Origin of the sequence: Pseudomonas sp. NFACC51, assembly GCF_900103575.1 — a bacterium.
Classification (GTDB): domain Bacteria; phylum Pseudomonadota; class Gammaproteobacteria; order Pseudomonadales; family Pseudomonadaceae; genus Aquipseudomonas; species Aquipseudomonas fluorescens_Q.
Map to the genome: position 1 here is coordinate 106025 of NZ_FMXH01000003.1, position 21404 is coordinate 127428.

Consider the following 21404-nt stretch of genomic DNA (forward strand, 5'->3'; position numbering starts at 1 on the left):
CTGCTTATTCCTGGGCCGGAACCAGTCGCGCTTCCAGCTCTGCGACCTTGGCCTCCAGGCTTTCGAGCCGCGCTCGGGTCCGGGCCAGCACGACCATCTGGCTGTCGAATTCTTCCCGGCTTACCAGGTCCAGCTTGCTGAAGCCGCTTTGCAACAGGGCTTTGAACTGGCTTTCGATTTCGCTTTTTGGCAGGGGGGTGTCACCACTCAAGAGGCGGGAGGCGTGGCCGCTCAGGGCGTCGAGGAGGTCTTTGGGCGCAAGCATGGCAGGTGTCCTGAAAACAATGGCGGGCAGTGTATCACGCAGTGTCTATAGTCAATTCGCAAGCCAGGGATGCACGCTTTTCGCGCATGGACCTGGGCATCGTTGCACTGTTGTTGTGCGTATCGCTGCGGTTCATGGCGCAACGCACGTCGAGCAGGTGGCCAAGAGACTGAAATCAGAGGGTTTGATGCAGATGGCAAGGTTTCTGCTTAGAGGCTGATGACCCATGCACTGATGCAGTCGCTGTGACGAATGCAGTGCAGCAGGCGAAACGGGGAGTTTCGTCAGGATCGGTTAACTGGCACCTGTCGGGCAACTTGGGCCGACGACGCGTTACAAAGCCAGGCACTGCGCTTAGACTTGAGTCGGGTTTGTTTTCCTGGGGCAAGTCCACCAATTCGGGAGAAAGTTTCATGAAGCTAGTCACTGCCATCATCAAGCCGTTCAAGTTGGACGACGTGCGCGAGTCGTTGTCCGAGATCGGCGTGCAGGGCATTACCGTTACTGAGGTCAAAGGCTTCGGTCGGCAGAAGGGTCACACCGAGCTGTATCGCGGCGCGGAGTACGTGGTCGATTTCCTGCCCAAGGTGAAGATCGATGTCGCCATTGACGACAAGGATCTGGACCGGGTGATCGAGGCAATCACCAAGGCCGCCAACACCGGCAAGATCGGTGACGGGAAGATCTTTGTGGTCAATCTGGAACAGGCTATCCGCATCCGTACCGGCGAAACCGATACCGACGCCATCTAAGCCGCCAAACCCAACGCCCCAGGAGAAAACAATATGACTCTGCGTAAATTCGCAGGGCTAGGAGCCCTGTTGTCCTTCGCAATGCCTGGCCTGGCCATGGCAGAAGAAGCGGCAGCCCCAGTCCTGAACTCCGGCGACACCGCCTGGATGCTCACGGCAACGATTCTTGTACTGTTCATGACCATTCCCGGCCTGGCGCTGTTCTACGGCGGCATGGTTCGGTCGAAAAACCTTCTTTCCGTGATGATGCAGTGCTTTGCCATTACCGGTCTGATCAGCATCCTGTGGGTCATCTACGGCTACAGCATTGCGTTCGACACCACCGGCATGGAGCAGGGCGTCGTCAACTTCAACTCCTTCATCGGCGGTTTCGGCAAAGCCTTCTTGGCGGGCGTCACGCCCGCCAGCCTGACCGGCCCGGCAGCGCTGTTCCCTGAAGCGGTGTTCATCACCTTCCAGATGACCTTCGCCATCATCACCCCGGCCCTGATCGTCGGCGCATTTGCCGAGCGGATGAAGTTCTCCGCCATGCTGATCTTCATGGGCGTGTGGTTCACCCTGGTGTATGCACCGATTGCCCACATGGTCTGGTCCGGTAACGGCGGCCTGCTGTGGGACTGGGGCGTACTGGACTTCGCTGGCGGCACCGTAGTGCATATCAACGCCGGTATCGCAGGCCTGGTGGCGTGCCTGGTATTGGGCAAGCGCAAAGGCTTCCCGACCACGCCAATGGCACCGCACAACTTGGGTTACACCTTGATGGGCGCGGCCATGCTGTGGGTCGGCTGGTTCGGCTTCAACGCCGGTTCCGCTGTCGCCGCCAACGGCACCGCCGGCATGGCGATGCTGGTGACTCAGATCGCGACCGCTGCGGCGGCGCTGGGCTGGATGTTTGCCGAGTGGATCACCCACGGCAAGCCAAGCGCACTGGGCATCGCCTCGGGCGTCGTGGCAGGCCTGGTTGCCATCACCCCGGCTGCCGGCACCGTGGGCCCGATGGGCGCCCTGGTCATCGGCCTGGCAGCGGGCGTGGTGTGCTTCTTCTGCGCCACTACCCTCAAGCGTAAACTCGGCTACGACGATTCCCTGGACGCCTTCGGCGTACACGGCATCGGCGGTATCCTCGGCGCGATCCTGACCGGTGTGTTCGCAGCACCGGCCCTGGGTGGCTTCGGCACCGTGACCGATATCGGTGCGCAAGTGTGGATTCAATTCAAGGGTGTGGGTTTCACGGTGGTCTACACCGCGATCGTCACCTTCATCATCCTCAAGGTCCTGGACGCCGTCATGGGTCTGCGTGTCACCGAGGAAGAAGAAGCGGTGGGCCTGGACCTGGCCCAGCACAACGAACGTGGCTACAATCTGTAAGCACACGCACACGCAATAAAAAATGCCCGGTTCGCCGGGCATTTTTTTGTCTGGAATTTGTCATTGCTCAGAGGGCGCCCCGGTTTTTCCGACGCCTTTTGTTGTGGATGCGACATGGGTTTTTATACCGCCAAAGGCTTACACCGAAGCAAGAATATTAGGCCCTTTGTTTTTTCCCAGAGCGCGCTAGAATGCGCGCCGAACGTGCGGAGATCTGTATGTGGCAACAGACGCTGATAACCCTGCGGGCAAGGCCTCGGGGCTTTCATCTGGTGACGGACGAGTTGCTTGCCGGCCTGCCTGAACTCCAGGCGTGTCGTGTCGGTCTGTTGCATCTGTGGCTGCAGCATACCTCGGCTTCGTTGACCATCAACGAGAACGCCGATCCGGCGGTACGTCGAGACTTCGAACGATTTTTCAATCGGCTGATCCCACAAGGAGCCGCCGATTATGAGCACAACGACGAAGGCCTGGACGACCTCCCGGCGCACTTCAAGGCCAGTGTGCTCGGTTGTCAACTCAGTCTGCCGGTCACGGCAGGGCGGCTGGCATTGGGTACCTGGCAAGGTGTTTATCTGGGCGAGCACCGTGATCACGGCGGTGCTCGTAAAGTCCTCGCCACCTTGTACGGTGAAGGGGCATAACCGCTGATTGCCGGCGGATGTTGAATTTTTTCTGGCAGCCTTCGAACAGATGGCGAAGCTGGGCTATAACTAATCTGCTTTTCGCAAGTCATGAGGTAGAACATGAGCGACGATGATCTGGAAAACGACGACCTCGAAGTAGGTGACGAAGACGAGACCGAAGAAGGCCTTGAAGCGGCGGCGGAAGACGTTGCCGACGACGATGGGGCCGATGTTCCGGTTCCTACCGCCAAAGGCAAGGCCAAGGCGGCCGTTTCGGTCGACGAGTTGCCGAGCGTAGAGGCCAAGAACAAGGAGCGTGATGCGCTCGCCAAGGCCATGGAGGAATTCCTGGCCAGGGGCGGTAAGGTGCAGGAAGTGGAGGCCAACGTGGTCGCTGATCCGCCCAAGAAGCCTGACAACAAGTACGGCAGCCGCCCTATCTGAGTATCGGCTTCATTGCTTGCTGAAAAAGCCCGCCGTCGCTGCGGGCTTTTTCATGGGCGCGATTCCATTCCCAGGCCAGGCACAATCCCTGTGGGAGCGAGCTTGCTCGCGATAGCGGTGGGTCTGTTGGCATTGATGTTGGATGTGCTGCCGTCATCGCGAGCAAGCTCGCTCCCACAGAGGGCTTTGGCGGCTGTGAAGCAGGGTTCAGCGCTGGCGATGCCACCCTGCCAATAACCCTGGCAGTTCGGTCAGGCTGCGGATCTCCGCATCCGGTGCATGGTCGGCCTCCCAGGCCTTGCCCGTCGGGTTGAACCACACCGCGCGCAGGCCGGCCTGCTGGGCGCCGGCGATGTCATCGCCGGGGTGATCGCCAATGTGCACGGCGGTCTGCGCCGTCGCGCCGCCGCGCAGCAAGGCCTCGTGGAATAGCCGCGCGTCCGGCTTGGCGATGCCGATGTCTTCAGCACACAAGGCGAACTTGAAATAGTCCGCCAGCCCCAGGCGGCGCACATCGGCGTTGCCATTGGTGACCACACCGAGGGCGAAATGATTGGCCAGGATCTCCAGGGTGGGCTGCACCTCGGGGAAAATCTCCAACTGATGACGGGCGTGCAAGAACGTCTCGAAGGCCTGGTCTGCCAGCTCAGAGGCTTGCCACTGGTCGTAGCCGGCTTCCTGCAGGGCGCGAAACAGCACCCGTCGGCGCAGGGCGCTGATGCGGTGCTTCAGCCCAGGCTCCTCGCGCAGCACTTGTTCGCGAATCGAAAAAAGATGCTCCACCGGCACGCCGCCCAGGTTCGGCGCGTTGTCGGTCAGCCATTGGCGGAGTATGGCTTCGGCGCTGGCGATCACCGGCGCGGTGTCCCACAGGGTGTCGTCCAGGTCGAAAGTGATGAGTTCGATGGTCATGATTCGTCGCCCTTGGTGCGTTTGGCCCTGGGGTGGGCACTGTCATAGACCGTCGCCAGGTGCTGGAAATCCAGGTGGGTGTAGATCTGGGTGGTCTTGATGTCCGAGTGCCCCAATAGCTCTTGAACGGCGCGCAGGTCCTGGGAGGACTCCAGCAAATGGCTGGCGAAGGAGTGCCGGAGCATGTGCGGGTGCAGGTTCTGTCCCAGCTCCCGTTCGCCGGCAGCCTTGACCCGCAACTGAATGGCCCGCGGGCCAAGGCGCCGTCCCTGTTGGCTGACGAAGACCGCGTCGTCGGCGGGGTTGGTCAGCGCCCGCAGCGGCAGCCATTGCTCCAGGGCTTCACGGGCCTTGCGGCCGACGGGCAGCAGGCGGGTCTTGCTGCCTTTGCCGAGCACTTGGACCATGCCATCGGCCAGGTCCAGTTGATCCAGGTTAAGCCCTGTCAGCTCTGAAAGTCGCAGGCCGGAAGAATAGAACAGCTCGAGAATCGCCTGGTCGCGCCGGGCGAGGAAGTCATCCTCGACGGCACCTTCGAGCAGTTGCAGGGCGCGGTCGGTGTCGAGGGTCTTTGGCAGCCGGCGCTCGCCTTTGGGCGGTGCCAGCCCGGTGGCCGGGTCGTGGTCGCACAGGCCTTCGCGATTGAGGTAGTGATACAGGCCGCGTACCGCTGACAACAGGCGTGCCAGGCTGCGAGAGGACTGCCCCTGTTGATGCAGGCGAGCGATCAGGCTGCGCAAGCGCTGGATGTCCAGGGCCGCCCAGCTGCCGATGTTCTGCTTCTGGCACCAGCCCAGCACTTTTTCCAGGTCGCGGCGATAGGCCGACAACGTGTGGGGCGACACCTGGCGCTCACTGCGCAGGTGTTCGCAGTAGGCGTCCAGTTGCCGTTCCATCCTCAGCGTACCGAGCGCAGCGAACCGGCGACCCGCGGCAGCACCCGGCCGGTGACTTCGGCGATGTAGCTCAAAAACAGCGTGCCCACCGAGCTTTTGTAGTGCTGCGGATCGCGGCTGGCGATGGCCAGCACGCCGTGCACGCCCTGATGGGCGATGGCGACGACGGCAGTGGAGCCGATCTGCTTGCGTTGTTCTTCGCCGAACAGGAAGTCCAGCTCATGCTCGCGCAGGCTGCCGCTGACGCTTTTGTTTTCCGTCAGCAGGCCGCCGATGGCCGTCTGCGCTTCGGCATGGGTCACCCAGCGGCCCACCGGCATGGCGTTGTCGCCGAACAGGATCAGGCTGACAAAGGGCACTTGGAAATCCTGGCGCAGGCTGTCTTCGACGCTCATGACCAGGTCTTCGAGGGTGCTGGCGTCCATCAGGGCGAGGATCAGCCGACGGGTCTTGTCGAACAGTCGGTCGTTGTCCCGGGCTACATCCATCAGGTGCGAAAGACGATGGCGCATTTCGATGTTGCGCTCGCGCAGGATTTTCATCTGGTGCTCCACCAGCGACACGGTATCGCCGCGCCGGTGGGGGATGCGCATCGTCGCGAGCAGTTCTTCATGCGCGACGAAGAAGTCCGGGTTAGCCTCCAGATAAGCCGCTACGGCCGCGGTTTCTGGCAGACTGGGGGATTCGTCGGGCTGTGGGGCTGGAACCTGTGGCTGGTCGGTCATGGGGTTGGCTCACTCAAAGACGAACTTGTCCTTCGTATACGCGCACTGCCGGGCCGGTCATCATCACCGGTTGGCCAGGGCCTGCCCATTCGATGGACAGGCGCCCGCCGGGCAGGTCGATCAACAATGGCGAATCCATCCACCCCTGGCTGATCGCAGCGACGGCAGCGGCACAGGCGCCGGTACCGCAGGCCTGGGTTTCCCCGGCACCGCGCTCCCAGACGCGCAATTGTGCGCGGTGACGGTCGATGACTTGCAGGAAACCGACGTTCACTCGCGCGGGGAAGCGCGGATGATGCTCGATTTTCGGCCCCAGCTCATGCACCGGAGCACTGTTGATATCGGCCACTCGCAGCACGGCATGGGGGTTGCCCATGGAAACCGCTGCCAGTTCCACCGTGGCGCCGTCGACGTCCACCTGATAGCTCAAGGCCTGGGCCGGCGCCTGGAATGGAATGTCCGCCGGTACCAGGCGCGGAGCGCCCATGTTGACGCCGATCTGGCCGTCGCTGCGCACATCCAGTTCGATGATGCCGCTTTTGGTCTCGACGCGGATCTGCCGCTTGGCGGTCAGGCGCTTGTCCAGCACGAAGCGGGCGAAGCAGCGCGCGCCATTGCCGCATTGCTCCACTTCCGAACCGTCGGCGTTGAAGATCCGATAACGGAAATCCACGTCCGGGTTATTGGGTGCCTCGACGATCAACAACTGGTCGAAACCGATACCGGTGTGCCGGTCCCCCCATTGCTTGGCGTGCTTGGGCAGGATGTGCGCGTGCTGGCTGACCAGGTCGAGGACCATGAAGTCATTGCCCAGGCCGTGCATCTTGGTAAAACGCAGCAGCATGGTTTTACTCCGGTAGCAGGCTTTCGCCGGCATACAACTCGGCTACCGTCTCGCGGCGACGCACTTCGAATGCCTGATCACCGTCCACCAGCACCTCGGCGCAACGGCCGCGGGTGTTGTAGTTGGAACTCATGACAAACCCGTAGGCTCCAGCCGAATGCACGGCCAGCAGATCGCCTTCTTCCAGCGCCAGCTCCCGACCCTTGGCCAGGAAGTCGCCGGTTTCGCAGATCGGCCCGACGATGTCGTAGGGGCGGGCCGCAGTGTCGCGAGGGCGCACGGCGGTGACGTCCATCCAGGCCTGGTACAGCGCCGGGCGGATCAGGTCGTTCATCGCCGCGTCGACGATGGCGAAATCCTTGTGCTCAGTGTGCTTGAGGTACTCGACCTGGGTCAGCAGCACGCCGGCGTTGGCGACGATGTAGCGGCCCGGTTCGAACATCAGCGCCAGGTCACGCCCGTCGAGGCGCTCACGCACGGCCTTGATGTAGTCGGCCACCAGCGGCGGCTCTTCATCGCGATAGCGCACGCCGACACCGCCACCGAGGTCGATGTGGCGCAGGTAGATGCCGCAGTCGCCGAGGCGGTCGACCAGCGCCAGCAGGCGGTCGAGGGCATCGATGAACGGTTCGAGGGTGGTCAGTTGCGAGCCGATGTGGCAGTCGACGCCCAGCACTTCCAGGTTCGGCAGTTGGGCAGCGCGTACGTACACGTCTTCGGCGTCGGCAATGGCGATGCCGAACTTGTTTTCCTTCAGACCGGTGGAAATGTACGGGTGGGTGCCGGCGTCGACGTCCGGGTTCACGCGCAGGGAGACCGGTGCGCGAACGCCCAGCTCGGCGGCGACAACCTGCAGGCGCTCCAGCTCGTCGGTGGATTCGATGTTGAAGCAGTGCACGCCGACTTCCAGGGCGCGGCGCATGTCTTCACGGGTCTTGCCGACGCCGGAGAAGACGATCTTGTCGGCGCTGCCGCCAGCGGCCAGCACACGTTCGAGCTCGCCACCGGAGACGATGTCGAAACCGGCCCCCAGGCGCGCCAGGACATTGAGCACACCCAGGTTGGAGTTGGCTTTTACAGCGAAACACACCAGGTGCGGCATGCCCACGAGGGCATCGGCGAATGTCCGGTACTGGGCTTCAATGTGAGCGCGGGAATAGACATAGGTCGGCGTGCCGAAACGTTCGGCGATCGCGGACAGGGCAACCCCTTCCGCGAACAGCTCCCCGCCACGGTAGTTAAAAGCGTCCATGGCGTTCCCTTAGTAGGTGGTGTGGGTGTCGTGCGAGTGTGACTTGGATTGCGACGACTTGGCCTGTTCTTCAGGGGACTTGCTGTCATCAGGCAGGTACAGCGGACCTTTTTGACCACAGGCTGTCACGAGGCAGGCAACCGCGACGAGCGCAGCAAGGGAAGAGATCAGGCGCTTCATGGCGAAATCCTTGAAAATGCTTTAATTGCGCCGGAGTATACCGGCCACCCGTCAGCTTGCCTATGCAACGGGGTGCCCGTCTGGCGGCGCTGGTGATCGTCAGTGGGTATATCCTTTGCAATCGCCGGGAAGCGTCCGTATCTTGCGGCGCTTGAGCATGAGCAGACATTTTCGAGGTTGCCGCAATGAGTTTGACTGAAGCCCGTTTCCACGATCTGGTCGATGCGACCCAGCAAACGCTGGAGGATGTGTTCGATGACAGTGACCTGGACATTGACCTGGAAGTCTCTGCCGGTGTACTCACCGTCAAGTTCGAAAACGGCAGTCAGTTGATTTTCAGTCGCCAGGAGCCGTTGCGGCAATTATGGCTGGCGGCGGTCTCCGGTGGCTTTCACTTCGACTACGACGAAGAAAGCGAGCGCTGGATGTGCGACAAGAGCGAAGAGCAGTTGGGCGAAATGCTCGAGCGCATCGTCAAGCAGCAGGCGGGCGTGGAACTCGATTTCGAAGGGCTGTAACCGCGTGAACCAGACAGCCCCGGCGCGGCCACCCAAGCCGCTCTACAGCAACGTCAGCCCCGCCGTCCCGTCGCCCTGCACCAGCGTGTGCAAGCTGGATGAACAGAAGGTCTGTCTCGGCTGTTTCCGCCATGTGGAGCACATCCGCGAATGGCGCTCGGCCGACGATGAGCGCCGCCGGGTCATCTGCGCCGAGGCGGCTAAGCGCCAATCCCTGAGGTAACCATTGGCCTTGGAAGCTTTTGTGGCGAGGGAGCTTGCTCCCGCTCGGCTGCGCAGCAGTCGCAGGATTTTGGGGTCGCTTCGCAACCCAGCGGGAGCAAGCTCCCTCGCCACAGGGATTTGTTTGGTCCGGGGACATGGTTCACTGTCCATAGATAGGGCAGGTCCCGCCTGACTTGTTTATTTATTGAGCTGTGATAGTGTCCGGTTACGCCTCAATCCATCGAGGCCCGTGAAAACCCCGCCTTTTTGTGGCGGGGTTTTGCTTTTTTTGTGCAGAAGAAAGGAGTCTGCCAGGATCATGACCGCACCTTCCATCACCCTTACCCGTCTGGACGTACAGCGTCTGGAACGCCTGATCGACAGCCTTGATGAAACGCTGCCGGGTGTGATTGCGCTGCAAACCGAACTGGATCGCGCCGAGAACGTGGTGGGCCACGAAGAAGTGCCTGCCGATGTCGTGACCATGAACTCGCGCGTGCATTGTCGCGAAGAAAGCAGCGGCAAGGACTATCACCTCACGCTGGTTTATCCGCAGGACGCGAACGCCGACGAAGGCCGGATCTCGATCCTGGCGCCGGTGGGCAGTGCGTTGCTGGGCCTGAAGGTCGGCCAGCACATCGACTGGCCCGCCCCGGGTGGCAAGACGCTGAAGCTGACGTTGCTGGAGGTCGAGTCGCAGCCGGTCAACGGCGGCGACTGTGCGTTCTGAACCCGTCTCAGACCTGGTTCAGTGCCTCGTTCAGGGCGCGTTCCAGGTCGGCCTTGTAGCGCAGGTACAAATTGCTTGAACAGGCGCCGTCGCCCACCAGGCCCGAGAGGTCCAGGTCGGTGATGTAGCAGCGATAGCGCTGGGCTTCGCGGCGCTGTTCGACGATCTCCCTGGCGACCACGCGGAACAGTTGGTCGCCATGTTCCAGTTCGGAAAACTCCTGCTGATCGCAGTACAGGGTGACGTGCACCTGCCCGTGCGCCGCTTTGCCGATGATCGCCTGCACGTCATAGAACGGCTTGTTGACCAGCGTTTGCGGGGCTTGCCGCGCTTCGATCCGTCGCGCCCGGCCACTGCCTGAGGGCAATAACTGGTAGTACAGGGTTTCCAGGGTCAGCGGCTGGGCGGCATCCAGCGGCAGCAGGGCATCGCGACGATAAAGCACCGACTGCAAAAAGCGTTGCAGCGGCACCAGCAGGCTTTGTTCGTCGTGGTAAGGCACGTGTTGTTGCCACAGTGCGTTGAACTCGTCGAGCACGTACAGATTGGCCTCGTCTTCGTCGACGCGGTAGAACACCTGGATGCACTCGGGCTGGCCCATGGGCAGGATCAGCGCCAGGTCATGGTCGTCCAGGGCCATCGGGTCCAGGTGCAAGGGGCTGTAGGCTGTCAGTTCCTCGCCCAGGTAATCCATCAGCGCCGACAGGCTGCCCAGCGCCACGTGATTGACTTGGCCGGGCACCAGCTCCAACACGTGATAGTGCTGTTGGACCTGAAGCAGATAGCGGTGATTGAGCCGGCTCAGCAGCAGGGTCTGCGCCGTGTCGATGACTTCTTCCACGCGCCGCGCAATGAATTGGGCGCGGTTGTGGCAGAAGCAGCGCACCTGCAAGCGTGGCTGGTGCTGGGTGACGGGCAGGTCGTTGAGGTAATCGCGCAGGCAGTCGAGCAGGGCGTGTTCGCCGTCAAAACGGTTGACCAGCACCTCGTTCCAGCTGTTGAGCGTGACCTGGTCGAGGGTCAGCACCAGGTTCTCCCGGACCCCGGCATAGCTCAGGGAGTCGGTGCGCTCGGTGGTCATCAGGATATTCAGGTCGCGGTGGTGCTTGAGCGGGTCGACGCCGACGTTCACCAGGATCAACACTTCGCTGGGCACGCTGGCGCGCAGCAACTGTGCTTCATCCACGGTGGTCAAGGGCAGGGCGATGGACTGTTGCAGGCTGCCCAGCAGGTTGAACAGTTCGAACTCGCTCAGGTCGCTGTCGCCTGGGTGCAGCGCCAGGCGCGTGCTGCTGTCGATTACGCCGTTGCGATGGCACCAGGTCAGCAGTTCCAGTAGCTCGCGGCAGCGCTTGATCGGCGCGAAATTCTCCCACTCCAGGGCGTTGAGGCTGCCGTTGTACAGCGCCCACTGGTTCTGCCCCGGTTCTTTCTTGTTGGGTGACTGGACCAGCGTCAGGGTGTCTTCGGCCAGGTCCGGCGCAATGCCGGGGTTGATGAACTCGACCTTGTCGGCCTTGCGTTCGAAGGCGGCATACAGCCGCCGGCCAAGCACGTTGAGATCGCGCTTGTTGATCAGGCTGACGGTTTTCTCGGTGCGGGCGAACTGGGTCAGGAAGCGGTAGCTGTGGGTGAGTTCGTTGACCAGTGCCCGTCGCTCGTGGCTGACCTGGCGGACTTTCCATTGGCTGCGGGCGTCCAGCAGCGCCAGTTGACGCTGGTCCCAGCCCCATTCCCGAGCCAGTCGTTCGAGCAGCACCCGTTGCCAGCCGTTGCTACGCATCTGGCCGGTGAGCTTGCGATTGACCTTCAGGTACAGCGCGCGGCGGATCAACTCCAGGCGTTCGGATTCGCCGCGGGCATTGAGGTATTCCTCGATGCGGCGATAGACCAGCATGTACGGATCCAGCTCTTCGAGGTCCAGGCGATTGGCAAATACGGCCTGTTTGAAGCGCAGGCTCAGGCAGCGAACATTCGGGTGTTCACTGGCATAGACCTCGGTCAGCAGCAGCTTGAGCACGGATTTGTAGGGCGATTCGATACCTTTGAACAGCTGCCAGAGCCCGGCACCGACGAATTCGCCTGGCGGAATGTAGGCCAGGTGTCCCAGGTCCAGGGTTTCATCGGCGCGAATGAAACGCTTGGACATCAGCGTATGGGTGTATTGCTCATAGTTCTCTTCTTCATAGACCGGTACCAGCCACCAGATCGGCGTGCGCCCGGCCAGCCAGATCGCGGTGCGGTAGAACTCGTCCAGCAGCAGGTAATGCTGGGTGGTGCCGCAATCGTCGGAACTGAGCTGGTTGTCACGGTCACCCCTTACGAAACGCGCTGGGTCGATCAGGAAAAAGTGGGCTTCGGCGCCCTGGGTCGCCGCCCAGATCTCCAGCAACTGGCATTTCTTGCGCAGTTCGGCCAGTTCATCGTCGCTCAGGTCCGGCCCGTGGCACACCCACACGTCCATGTCGCTCTGGTCGGCCTGGGCCAGGGTGCCGAGGCTGCCCATCAGGAACAGGCCAAGGATCGGCCGTGGCGGGTTGCTGCCATGCCGGGGCTTGTAGGAAAACGAACGGGTCAGCCGCTGGGCTTCGGCAAGGATATTGGCGTCAGGCTCGTAGTTCGACAGCCCGGCAGGCGTGCTGCCGGAAACGTAGCCGGGCAGCAGCGGATGGTTGACGTGGAAGAACAGCGGCAGCAACGTCAGCACGCCTTGCTGGCGCGGCGACAGTCCTTCGAGGGCGCGCTCCATCCGCACGGTGTTGAGCTTGAGAAAACGTGCGCGCAACTGGTTCAAGACCTTGCGGTCGATTCCCTCGTCCAGATCAGGGCGTATTTCGTGATTGCGGGTCATGTCAGCTCAAACCGGCTCGCGGCGTCGAACGTGGGGTGATGGCAGGTTAGCGCCCGATCTTGGGAATACTTAAGCTGAAAACAGAATTCGGATGCCGGTTTTTTACGCAGGGCACCCGTGCGCCTGCGGAAATCCCGTAAGGGAGATTTCCGTGGGCGACAGGGGGATCAGGCGGCTTCTTGCACGCTGAGTATTGTCAGGACGGTTTGTACGTTTTGGGCGGCATCTCGGCCCAGGCTTGTCAGGTAACCACCATCGGGCTGGGTGATCAGTTCTTTTTCGAACAGGCGTTGGGCAGCGGCAATCGCTTTAGGGGCAGCGGTCTGATGAATTTTCAGGCCTTCCTGGGAACTGTCCAGGTTGAAGAGTGCAAGGATTTCCAGTTCGGCAACCAGCTCAGGGGTAAGCGACATAAGGACTCCAGACTTTCTAGGAATTTGGTCGACAGCGTCACTAAGGTGAGCGCACTCGGCCGAGCTGTCCAGTCTCAGTGTCATGGTTTTTTTGTTTAAAGCAATTCTTTGTGGCGAGGGAGCTTGCTCCCGCTCGGCTGCGCAGCAGTCGTCAAGCTATTGGGGCCGCTTCGCGCCCCAGTGGGAGCAAGCTCCCTCGCCACAGAAGCAACTTTTGCCTGTCGGTTCAGTTCTTTTCCGGCGGCAACTCGGGGAGGGCGCGCAGCGCCGCTTCGTACCATTGGGTATCGAACGCGCGGTCCTCTTCCAGGATCGCGTCGATTTCCACCGCCAGCACATGGGCCATCAGGTTGAGGATTTCTTCGCGCTCATAACCGACCAGGGTCAACTTGTTGAAAGTGGCCTTGGCCGCAGGCGGATTGTCACTTTCGATCTGGTTTTCGATGGCCTGGATCAGCGTGTTCTCGACGAATTCTTCTTCGTCGTTGTCGATGTCGGTTGGCTCGCTCATGGCAGGCTCCTGGGAGAAAGGTCGCCAGTTTACCTGCATTCAGCGGCGTGATGCGCCTGGCAAGAAATGCCCTGGCGGTCTATAACGCTTGGCTGCCAACCCCGCACGGCCTGGAGGCTTTGTGATGCTCAAGCTTTACGGTTTTTCTGTCAGTAACTACTACAACATGGTCAAGCTGGCGCTGCTGGAGAAGGGCCTGCCTTTCGAGGAAGTGCCGTTTTACCCAAGCCAGACCCCTGAAGCGCTCGCTGTCAGCCCACGCGGCAAGGTCCCGGTGTTGAAGACCGAACAAGGGTTTATCAACGAGACCAGCGTGATCCTTGAGTACATCGAGCAAACCCAGCCCGGGAAAGCCCTGCTGCCCGGTGACCCGTTCGAGCGTGCCCAGGTGCTGGCCTTGTGCAGGGAAATCGAGTTGTACATCGAGCTGCCGGGGCGAGCCTGTTATGGCGAGGCATTTTTCGGCACGCCGGTGCCCGATGCCATCAAGCAAAAGACCAAGGCCGAATTGCTGCTGGGGTTTGCCTCGCTTGGCAGGCACGGCAAATTCTCGCCCTATGTGGCGGGCGAGCGCATGAGCCTGGCCGATCTGTATTTCTTCTACAGCTTATCCCTGGCCTTGCAGGTGGGCAGGAAGCTGTTCGATATCGACTTGCTGGCAGGCATGCCAGCGGCCAAGGCGCTGATGGAGCGCTTGGAACAGAATCCAAATGTGCAGCGGATTGCGGCGGACAGAGAGGCGGCGATGCCGGCGTTTTTGGCGATGATCGCTGCCAAGAAGTAAATTTTTGTGGTGATCTCTGGATCGCCTTCGCGAACAAGCCCGCTCCCACAGTAGATCTCCAGCGAACACAATTCTTGTGAACACACAGGGATCCAATGTGGGAGCGGGCTTGCTCGCGAAGCTTTTCAGCTTTTAGCGGCTGGCGAGCAACGCCTGGCCACGTACCACAGCTGCCTTGACCTGCGCCGGCGCGGTGCCGCCGATGTGGTCACGGGCATTGACCGAGCCTTCGAGGGTCAGCACGGCAAACACGTCCTGTTCGATCTGGTCGCTGAACTGGCGCAGTTCGTCCAGGCTCATTTCCGCCAGGTCCTTGCCGCTGTCCACGCCGTACTTCACGGCGTGACCGACGATTTCGTGGCAGTCACGGAACGGCAGGCCACGGCGCACCAGGTAATCGGCCAGGTCCGTGGCGGTGGAGAAGCCGCGCAGGGCCGCTTCGCGCATCACCGCGTGCTTGGGCTTGATGGCCGGGATCATGTCGGCGAAGGCCCGCAGCGAGTCGCGCAAGGTATCGGCGGCGTCGAACAGCGGTTCCTTGTCTTCCTGGTTGTCCTTGTTGTAGGCCAGCGGCTGGCCTTTCATCAGGGTCAGCAGACCCATCAATGCGCCGAACACCCGGCCACTCTTGCCCCGCACCAGCTCCGGCACGTCAGGGTTTTTCTTTTGCGGCATGATCGAGCTGCCGGTGCAGAAGCGGTCCGGCAGGTCAATGAACTGGAATTGCGCACTGGTCCACAGCACCAGCTCTTCGGAGAAGCGCGACAGGTGCATCATCGCGATGCTTGCGGCGGCGCAGAATTCGATGGCGAAATCGCGGTCCGAGACGTTATCCAGCGAGTTGCCGCCCACGGCGTCAAAGCCCAGCAACTGCGCGGTGTATTCACGGTCGATCGGGTACGTGGTGCCGGCCAGCGCGGCGCTGCCCAGGGGCATGCGGTTGGTGCGCTTGCGGCAGTCCACCAGGCGCTCGTAGTCGCGGCTGAGCATTTCGAACCAGGCCAGCATGTGATGCCCAAACGTTACAGGTTGGGCGGTTTGCAGGTGCGTGAAGCCCGGCATGATGCTCTCGGCTTCGCGCCCGGCTTGCTCCAGCAGGCCTTTTTGCAGGCGAGTGATTTCGGCCAGGATCAGGTCGATCTCATCGCGCAGCCACAGGCGGATGTCGGTGGCGACCTGGTCGTTGCGGCTGCGGCCGGTGTGCAGTTTCTTGCCCGTCACGCCGATGCGGTCGGTCAGGCGCGCTTCGATGTTCATGTGTACGTCTTCGAGGTCGACGCGCCAGTCGAACTGGCCGGCCTCGATTTCAGCCTGGATGGTCTTCAGGCCGTCGATGATGCTGTCGCGCTCGGCATCGGTCAGCACGCCGACCTTGGCCAGCATGGTGGCGTGGGCGATCGAGCCCATGATGTCGTGGCGATACAGGCGCTGGTCAAAGTTGACGGAGGCGGTGAAGCGGGCGACGAAGGCGTCGACGGGTTCACTGAAGCGGCCGCCCCAGGACTGATTGGTCTTGTCAGTGCTCATGAATTCGCTCGTGATCGGCTGTGGAGAAAGTAGCGGTTAAAGGCTGCGGCGGATGATAGCAGGGTTGCCGGGACTGGCGCTGGCACTGGTCGGCAGGTTTTTTCGATGCAAGCCTGGGATCCAACCGGGTTTTCCCGCAACGATATTTTTCGATTGAGCAATATCGTCGTGGCAACCGTCTACAGTGGACTGTAGGACTTTTGCTTTTTCCACCCATGGCGCAGCGGATATAGATAAGAAGGGGGGGCTCATATTGGTCAGATCGACAGTTAACAATCCCTACGGCGACGCCGTGCGACAACGGGCCTCGGGCATCGGTCGGCAAGCGCTGGTAAAGATAGGCAACCGCCTCGCGGCACTTTTTGGCCCTCGAACGAGTCTTAGCGTGGATCGCCGTGACGGATGTCACTTCCCCTGTCTACGCTATCCTTGTGCGAGACTCACGCAGGAATCCAGCGCAATATGAATGTCCTGATCGTTGATGACGAACCACTGGCCCGCGAGCGCCTGAGCCGAATGGTTGGCGAGCTCGAGGGTTACAGTGTCCTGGAGCCGAGCGCCACCAATGGCGAAGAGGCATTGGCCCTTATTGACAGCCACAAGCCGGATATCGTGCTGCTCGACATTCGCATGCCTGGCCTGGACGGTCTACAGGTCGCGGCGAAGCTGTGCGAACGAGAGTCGCCGCCCGCCGTGGTGTTCTGTACCACCCGGGACGACTTCCCTCCCGAGGTGTTGCAGGCCGGCGCCGTAGGCTACCTGGTCAAGCCCGTGGCGGCCGAGGCGCTGCTCGAAGCCTTGCGCAAGGCCGAGCGGCCCAACCGCGTGCAGCTGGCAGCGCTGACCCGTCCGGCCGCCGAAAGCGGCAGCGGCCCGCGCAGCCATATCAGTGCGCGCACCCGCAAAGGCATCGAGCTGATCCCGTTGAACCAGGTGGTCTATTTCATTGCCGACCACAAATACGTGACCTTGCGCCATGAGAGTGGCGAGGTGTTGTTGGATGAGCCTCTCAAGGCCCTCGAAGACGAGTTCGGCGAACGTTTCGTACGCATCCACCGCAACGCCCTCGTGGCCCGCGAGCGGATCGAGCGTTTGCAACGCACCCCCCTTGGGCATTTCCAACTGTTCCTCAAGGGCCTCAATGGCGACGCGCTGATTGTCAGCCGGCGACACGTGGCCGGCGTGCGCAAGATGATGCAGCAGCTTTAATGCGGCGGTCCAAGGCGTTCGATGCGTTTCAATTCGAGGATTTGGCGGCCAGGGAGGCCTTAGGGTCGTGATTCAAATCAAAGCGGTTTTGGCTGAGCTGTTATTATCTGCCGTATCTTTTAAGTACGGATTGATCCATGTCCCCTCGCGAGATCCGCATCGCCACCCGTAAAAGTGCCTTGGCCCTCTGGCAGGCCGAATACGTCAAAGCCCGCCTGGAAGCGGCCCATCCCGGCCTGATCGTGACCCTGGTGCCCATGGTCAGTCGCGGTGACAAGCTGCTGGATTCGCCGCTGTCGAAGATCGGCGGCAAGGGCCTGTTCGTCAAGGAACTGGAAACCGCGTTGCTGGACAACGAAGCCGACATCGCCGTGCATTCGATGAAAGACGTGCCCATGGACTTCCCCGAAGGCCTGGGCCTGTTTTGCATCTGCGAGCGGGAAGACCCCCGCGATGCGTTCGTCTCCAACACGTTCTCCAGTCTTGACGCACTGCCCGCCGGGAGCGTGGTGGGTACTTCCAGCCTGCGTCGCCAGGCACAGTTGCTGACTCGCCGCCCGGACCTGCAAATCCGTTTCCTGCGCGGTAACGTCAATACGCGCCTGGCCAAGCTCGATGCCGGTGAGTACGACGCGATCATTCTCGCCGCCGCCGGCCTGATCCGCCTGGGCTTTGAAGATCGCATCACCTCGGCCATCAGCGTCGACGACAGCCTGCCGGCCGGTGGACAAGGGGCGGTGGGCATCGAGTGCCGTAGCGCCGACAGCGACATCCATGCCTTGCTGGCGCCGCTGCACCATGAAGACACCGCTACGCGGGTATTCGCCGAGCGCGCCCTTAACAAACACCTCAATGGCGGTTGCCAAGTGCCGATCGCCTGTTACGCCGTGCTGGAAGGCGAACAGGTCTGGTTGCGTGGCCTGGTGGGGGATCCCAACGGTGGCCGGCTGCTCAGCGCCGACGCCCGGGCGCCGCGCCACGATGCCGAGGCGTTGGGCGTGCGGGTGGCCGAGGATCTGTTGAGCCAGGGCGCCGCCGACATCCTCAAGGCCGTCTATGGCGAGGCCGGCCACACGTGACGGGTTGGCGGCTGCTGCTCACCCGGCCGGCGGACGAGTCGTCGGCGCTGGCGGCTGTCCTGGCCGAAGCGGGGATCTACAGCAGCAGCCTGCCCTTGCTGGATATCGAGCCGGTCCCGCTGTCCGATGCCGGGCGGGCGATACTCCAGGTGCTGGACCAATACTCTGCCGTGATCGTCGTCAGCAAACCGGCCGCACGCCTGTGCGTCGAGTTGCTGCGCCAATACTGGCCCCAGCCTCCAGACCAACCATGGTTCAGCGTGGGGGCGGCCACCGGACAGATTCTCGTCGATGCCGGCCTCACGGTGTTTTATCCCGATAACGGCGATGACAGCGAAGCCTTGCTGGAACACCTGGTCTTGCGCCAGGCTGTTGCGCGGCCCGACCCCAAGGTTTTGATCGTGCGCGGTGAAGGCGGGCGTGGCTTGCTGGCAGAGCGTTTGCGCGAGCAAGGTGCTAGTGTCGATTATCTGGAATTGTACCGCCGCCACTTGCCCGATTACGGCGAAGGGGCGTTGCCGGCGAAAGTCGAAGCGGAACACTTGAACGCACTGGTGGTCAGCAGTGGGCAGGGCTTCGAGCATCTGCAGCGGCTGGCCGGCGATGCGTGGCCGGCCTTGGCGCGGTTACCGTTGTTTGTTCCAAGCCCAAGGGTTGCCGAGATGGCGCGTGCCGCCGGGGCCCGAACAGTTGTGGATTGTCGTGGCGCCAATGCCGCGGCTTTGCTGGCGGCGTTACGGGAACACTCCGTGCCGTTTTCTAATGCAAAGGATGGATACGTGAGCGAAACAGCCTTGCCAAAAGAAGATCTAGACCAGCCAGCGATCGATGCGCCGGTTGAAACTCCGCCCCCGGTGGCGCCGCGTCGCGGCAACGGGTTGGCCATAGTTGCATTGCTGCTCGGGGCCGCTGGCGTGGCCGTGGGCGGTTGGGGCGTGTGGCAGGTGCGTCACCTGCAAACCAATAACCAGCAGCAGTCCGCCCAGGTCCAGGCACTGAATGACCAGGCCCAGAGCCTCAAGCTCAACGAGCAACGCCTGAGCGAGCGCCTGGCGCAATTGCCTCCGGCCGAAGAGCTGGAGGGGCGGCGGCGCCTGGTGGCCCAGTTGCAAAGTGACCAGCAGCACCTGAACCAGCGCCTGGAAACCGTGCTCGGTGCCAGCCGCAAGGATTGGCGCCTGGCGGAGGCCGAGCACTTGTTGCGCCTGGCCAGCCTGCGTCTTTCCGCCCTGCAGGACATCAACAGTGCCCAGGCGCTGGTCCAGGGGGCTGACGAAATCCTGCGCGAGCAGAACGACCCCGGTTCGTTCGCCGCCCGCGAGCAACTGGCCAAGACCCTCGCCGCGTTGCGCAGCACCGAGCAACCGGATCGCACCGGGCTGTTCCTGCAACTGGGCGCCTTGCGTGACCAGGTCCTGGAGCTGACCGAACTGGCGCCCGAGTACAAGGACCGCGGTGAATCCTTGCTGGGCCTGACCGCCGACGGCGATGGCGCCAGTCGTTGGGCGCAGTGGTGGGACCAGATCTCGCGCTATATCCGTATCGACTTCAACGCCGATGAAAATGTTCGTCCGCTGCTGGCCGGGCAAAGCCTCGTGCAAGTGCGCCTGGCCTTGAGCCTGGCGCTGGAGCAGGCGCAGTGGGCCGCCCTCAATGGTCAGGCGCCGGTCTACACCCAGGCGCTGACCGAGGCTCGGGACGTGTTGAAGAACAACTTCAACCAGGACAACCCGCAAAGCAAGATCATGCTCGAGCGCGTGGTCGAGCTGTCCAAGCAGCCGGTGACGGTGGTTACCCCGGACCTGACGGGCACGCTGAGCAGCGTCCAGGCTTACCTTGAGCGCCGCAACCTCAATGCCCAGGAATCGGTCAAGCCGTTGCCCGCGCCTGGCGCGCAGGAGGCCACGCCATGAAGCGTCTCTACGTGATTCTGTTCGTGGTCATCGCTGCCGCTGCCTTGCTGGGCGTGGCGATTGCCGAGCATTCGGGTTACGTGCTGGTGGCGTACAAGAACTTCCGTTATGAAGCTGGCCTTTGGGTCACCCTGGCGCTGGTGGCGGTGCTCTGGCTGGTGTGGCGAGGCCTGAGGGCACTGATCGGGCTGGTGACTACGTCGAGCGGCGTGGTCAACCCGTGGTCGCGGCGCAACCGCAGCCGGCGGGTGCAAGTGGCGATCGAGCACGGCCAGTTGGACCTGGCCGAAGGTCGCTGGGCCAGTGCCCAACGACACCTGCATCGTGCTGCCGAAGCCGAGCGCCAGCCGCTGCTGTATTACCTTGGTGCCGCCCGTGCGGCCAACGAACAAGGTCTCTACGAACAGAGCGACAGTTTGCTCGAGCGCGCCCTGGAGCGTCAGCCCCAGGCGGAACTGGCCATTGCCCTTACGCACGCGCAACTGCAGACGGACCGAGGCGACACCGACGGCGCGTTGACCACGCTCCAGGCCATGCATGAGCGGCATCCCCATAACGTCCAGGTCCTGCGCCAACTGCAACGACTGCATCAGCAGCGCGGCGACTGGTCGGCATTGATCCGGCTGTTGCCGGAGCTGCGCAAGGACAAGGTCCTGCCACCCGCTGAACTGGCGGAACTGGAACGTCGTGCCTGGGGTGAAAACCTCACCCTGGCAGCCCACCGTGAGGAGGACGGCAGCGTCGGTTTGCAGTCGCTCAATCGCGCCTGGCAACAACTGACCTCCGCGCAGCGCCAGGAGTCCGCGCTGGTGCTGGCCTATGCCGAGCAGTTGCGTCAGTTGGGAGCCCAGGTCGAGGCCGAAGAGGTACTGCGAAGTGCGCTCAAGCGTCACTATGACAGCCATCTGGCGCGCCTGTACGGGTTGGTTCGAGGCAATGATCCGATCCGCCAGTTGCAAACGGCCGAAGGCTGGCTCAAGGATCATCCGGCGGATCCAAGCCTGCTGCTGACCCTGGGGCGCCTATGCCTGCAGAACAGTTTGTGGGGCAAGGCGCGGGACTATCTGGAAAGCAGCTTGCGCGTCCAACGCAACCCCGAAGCCTGTGCTGAACTGGCGCGATTGCTGGCGCAACTGGGCGATGCCGAGCGCAGCAACCAGTTGTTCCAGGAGGGATTGGGGCTGCTGGACGAGCGCCTGCTGGCCGCACCGTTGCCGGTTCCGGCTCAGGTGTTGTCCACTTGAGAGGGGCATGACTCATTCTTGAAAATGGTATGAACCCTTGTGGCGAGGGGATTTATCCCCGTTGGGCTGCGAAGCGGCCCTTTGAAGCTTGGGCTCGATGAAAATCTGATACAGCACGCACGGCGCCAGGCTTTAGGGCTGCCTCGCAGCCCAGCGG

General features: G+C 62.2%; 23 protein-coding genes and 2 pseudogenes. 14 read left to right on the forward strand and 11 right to left on the reverse strand.

Going from position 1 to position 21404, the window contains the following annotated elements; genetic code table 11:
- Positions 1-4: 4 nt before the first annotated feature.
- Positions 5-265 carry an accessory factor UbiK family protein gene (locus BLT00_RS07320; protein ID WP_063323829.1) on the reverse strand — a complete coding sequence of 87 codons (261 nt, stop codon included), beginning with the start codon at positions 263-265 and terminating at the stop codon, positions 5-7.
- 413 nt (positions 266-678) lie between these two features.
- On the opposite strand from BLT00_RS07320, the gene glnK reads away from it, so the two are divergent.
- The 4 genes from glnK (at position 679) to sutA (ending at position 3455) form a co-directional block, all read left to right on the forward strand.
- Positions 679-1017 (forward strand): P-II family nitrogen regulator, encoded by a 339-nt coding sequence (gene glnK, locus BLT00_RS07325; protein WP_002555808.1) that lies wholly within the window; start codon positions 679-681, stop codon positions 1015-1017.
- A gap of 33 nt (positions 1018-1050) precedes the next feature.
- Positions 1051-2385 carry an ammonium transporter gene (locus BLT00_RS07330; RefSeq protein ID WP_063323830.1) on the forward strand — a complete coding sequence of 445 codons (1335 nt, stop codon included), beginning with the start codon at positions 1051-1053 and terminating at the stop codon, positions 2383-2385.
- 218 nt (positions 2386-2603) lie between these two features.
- Positions 2604-3029, forward strand: a complete 426-nt coding sequence (locus BLT00_RS07335) for a secondary thiamine-phosphate synthase enzyme YjbQ (protein ID WP_092148355.1) — start codon at positions 2604-2606, stop codon at positions 3027-3029.
- 102 nt (positions 3030-3131) lie between these two features.
- Complete coding sequence (sutA, locus tag BLT00_RS07340; RefSeq protein WP_003206813.1) at positions 3132-3455, forward strand: transcriptional regulator SutA; 324 nt, start codon at positions 3132-3134, stop codon at positions 3453-3455.
- A gap of 207 nt (positions 3456-3662) precedes the next feature.
- On the opposite strand, the gene BLT00_RS07345 is transcribed toward sutA, so the two are convergent.
- From BLT00_RS07345 to BLT00_RS07370, 6 genes are read right to left on the reverse strand one after another with little or no spacing between them, the layout of a single operon-like run.
- A complete protein-coding gene (locus BLT00_RS07345; RefSeq protein ID WP_063323831.1) occupies positions 3663-4367 on the reverse strand; it encodes an HAD family hydrolase in 705 nt (234 codons plus the stop codon).
- The gene (gene xerC / locus BLT00_RS07350) at positions 4364-5263 is read right to left on the reverse strand and encodes a tyrosine recombinase XerC (RefSeq protein WP_092148250.1); all 900 of its coding nucleotides are present in this window, start codon (positions 5261-5263) and stop codon (positions 4364-4366) included. The genes BLT00_RS07345 and xerC overlap by 4 nt, the downstream gene beginning before the upstream one ends.
- Before the next feature lie 2 nt (positions 5264-5265).
- Entirely contained in the window at positions 5266-5988 is a 723-nt protein-coding gene (locus tag BLT00_RS07355) for a DUF484 family protein (protein WP_063323833.1), read from the reverse strand.
- Positions 5989-6001: 13 nt separating this feature from the next.
- Complete coding sequence (gene dapF / locus BLT00_RS07360; protein ID WP_003206804.1) at positions 6002-6832, reverse strand: diaminopimelate epimerase; 831 nt, start codon at positions 6830-6832, stop codon at positions 6002-6004.
- A gap of 4 nt (positions 6833-6836) precedes the next feature.
- A complete protein-coding gene (gene lysA, locus BLT00_RS07365; RefSeq protein ID WP_092148247.1) occupies positions 6837-8084 on the reverse strand; it encodes a diaminopimelate decarboxylase in 1248 nt (415 codons plus the stop codon).
- A gap of 9 nt (positions 8085-8093) precedes the next feature.
- Complete coding sequence (locus BLT00_RS07370; RefSeq protein WP_041024539.1) at positions 8094-8264, reverse strand: LPS translocon maturation chaperone LptM; 171 nt, start codon at positions 8262-8264, stop codon at positions 8094-8096.
- Positions 8265-8449: 185 nt separating this feature from the next.
- Here BLT00_RS07370 and cyaY point away from each other — a divergent pair, with 185 nt between their 5' ends.
- From cyaY to rnk, 3 genes are all read left to right on the forward strand, one after another.
- A complete protein-coding gene (gene cyaY, locus BLT00_RS07375; RefSeq protein ID WP_092148244.1) occupies positions 8450-8782 on the forward strand; it encodes an iron donor protein CyaY in 333 nt (110 codons plus the stop codon).
- Positions 8783-8786: 4 nt separating this feature from the next.
- Complete coding sequence (locus BLT00_RS07380) at positions 8787-9005, forward strand: DUF1289 domain-containing protein (RefSeq protein WP_092148241.1); 219 nt, start codon at positions 8787-8789, stop codon at positions 9003-9005.
- A 300-nt stretch (positions 9006-9305) separates the two neighbouring features.
- The gene (gene rnk / locus BLT00_RS07385; protein ID WP_014340819.1) at positions 9306-9716 is read left to right on the forward strand and encodes a nucleoside diphosphate kinase regulator; all 411 of its coding nucleotides are present in this window, start codon (positions 9306-9308) and stop codon (positions 9714-9716) included.
- A gap of 7 nt (positions 9717-9723) precedes the next feature.
- Here the strand turns inward: rnk and BLT00_RS07390 are convergent, their stop codons facing one another.
- From BLT00_RS07390 to BLT00_RS07400, 3 genes are all read right to left on the reverse strand, one after another.
- Positions 9724-12567 carry a class I adenylate cyclase gene (locus BLT00_RS07390; RefSeq protein ID WP_092148238.1) on the reverse strand — a complete coding sequence of 948 codons (2844 nt, stop codon included), beginning with the start codon at positions 12565-12567 and terminating at the stop codon, positions 9724-9726.
- Between the two features lie 167 nt (positions 12568-12734).
- Complete coding sequence (locus tag BLT00_RS07395) at positions 12735-12980, reverse strand: TIGR02647 family protein (RefSeq protein WP_003206789.1); 246 nt, start codon at positions 12978-12980, stop codon at positions 12735-12737.
- 226 nt (positions 12981-13206) lie between these two features.
- Complete coding sequence (locus BLT00_RS07400; protein WP_092148235.1) at positions 13207-13491, reverse strand: hypothetical protein; 285 nt, start codon at positions 13489-13491, stop codon at positions 13207-13209.
- A 124-nt stretch (positions 13492-13615) separates the two neighbouring features.
- On the opposite strand from BLT00_RS07400, the gene BLT00_RS07405 reads away from it, so the two are divergent.
- Positions 13616-14275, forward strand: coding sequence for a glutathione S-transferase family protein (locus BLT00_RS07405; RefSeq protein ID WP_092148232.1), 660 nt, complete (start codon positions 13616-13618; stop codon positions 14273-14275).
- Positions 14276-14407: 132 nt separating this feature from the next.
- Here BLT00_RS07405 and argH read toward each other — a convergent pair whose 3' ends face one another.
- The gene (gene argH, locus BLT00_RS07410; protein ID WP_063323839.1) at positions 14408-15802 is read right to left on the reverse strand and encodes an argininosuccinate lyase; all 1395 of its coding nucleotides are present in this window, start codon (positions 15800-15802) and stop codon (positions 14408-14410) included.
- 316 nt (positions 15803-16118) lie between these two features.
- Between argH and BLT00_RS32470 the strand changes: the two are divergent.
- From BLT00_RS32470 to BLT00_RS07435, 6 genes and pseudogenes are all read left to right on the forward strand, one after another.
- A pseudogene (locus tag BLT00_RS32470) lies at positions 16119-16268 on the forward strand (sensor histidine kinase); the annotation flags it as partial.
- The gene (locus tag BLT00_RS07420; RefSeq protein ID WP_003206780.1) at positions 16265-17011 is read left to right on the forward strand and encodes a LytR/AlgR family response regulator transcription factor; all 747 of its coding nucleotides are present in this window, start codon (positions 16265-16267) and stop codon (positions 17009-17011) included. The pseudogene BLT00_RS32470 and the gene BLT00_RS07420, both read left to right, overlap by 4 nt.
- 137 nt (positions 17012-17148) lie before the next feature.
- Complete coding sequence (gene hemC, locus BLT00_RS07425; RefSeq protein WP_063323841.1) at positions 17149-18090, forward strand: hydroxymethylbilane synthase; 942 nt, start codon at positions 17149-17151, stop codon at positions 18088-18090.
- Positions 18087-18833 (forward strand): annotated as a pseudogene (locus BLT00_RS32105) (uroporphyrinogen-III synthase); the annotation flags it as partial. The gene hemC and the pseudogene BLT00_RS32105, both read left to right, overlap by 4 nt.
- Positions 18834-18869: 36 nt before the next feature.
- A complete protein-coding gene (locus tag BLT00_RS32110) occupies positions 18870-20003 on the forward strand; it encodes a uroporphyrinogen-III C-methyltransferase (RefSeq protein WP_256571678.1) in 1134 nt (377 codons plus the stop codon).
- Positions 20000-21247 carry a heme biosynthesis protein HemY gene (locus tag BLT00_RS07435; RefSeq protein WP_072343040.1) on the forward strand — a complete coding sequence of 416 codons (1248 nt, stop codon included), beginning with the start codon at positions 20000-20002 and terminating at the stop codon, positions 21245-21247. Before BLT00_RS32110 ends, BLT00_RS07435 begins: the two co-directional genes overlap by 4 nt.
- The last annotated feature ends 157 nt before the right edge of the window (positions 21248-21404 follow it).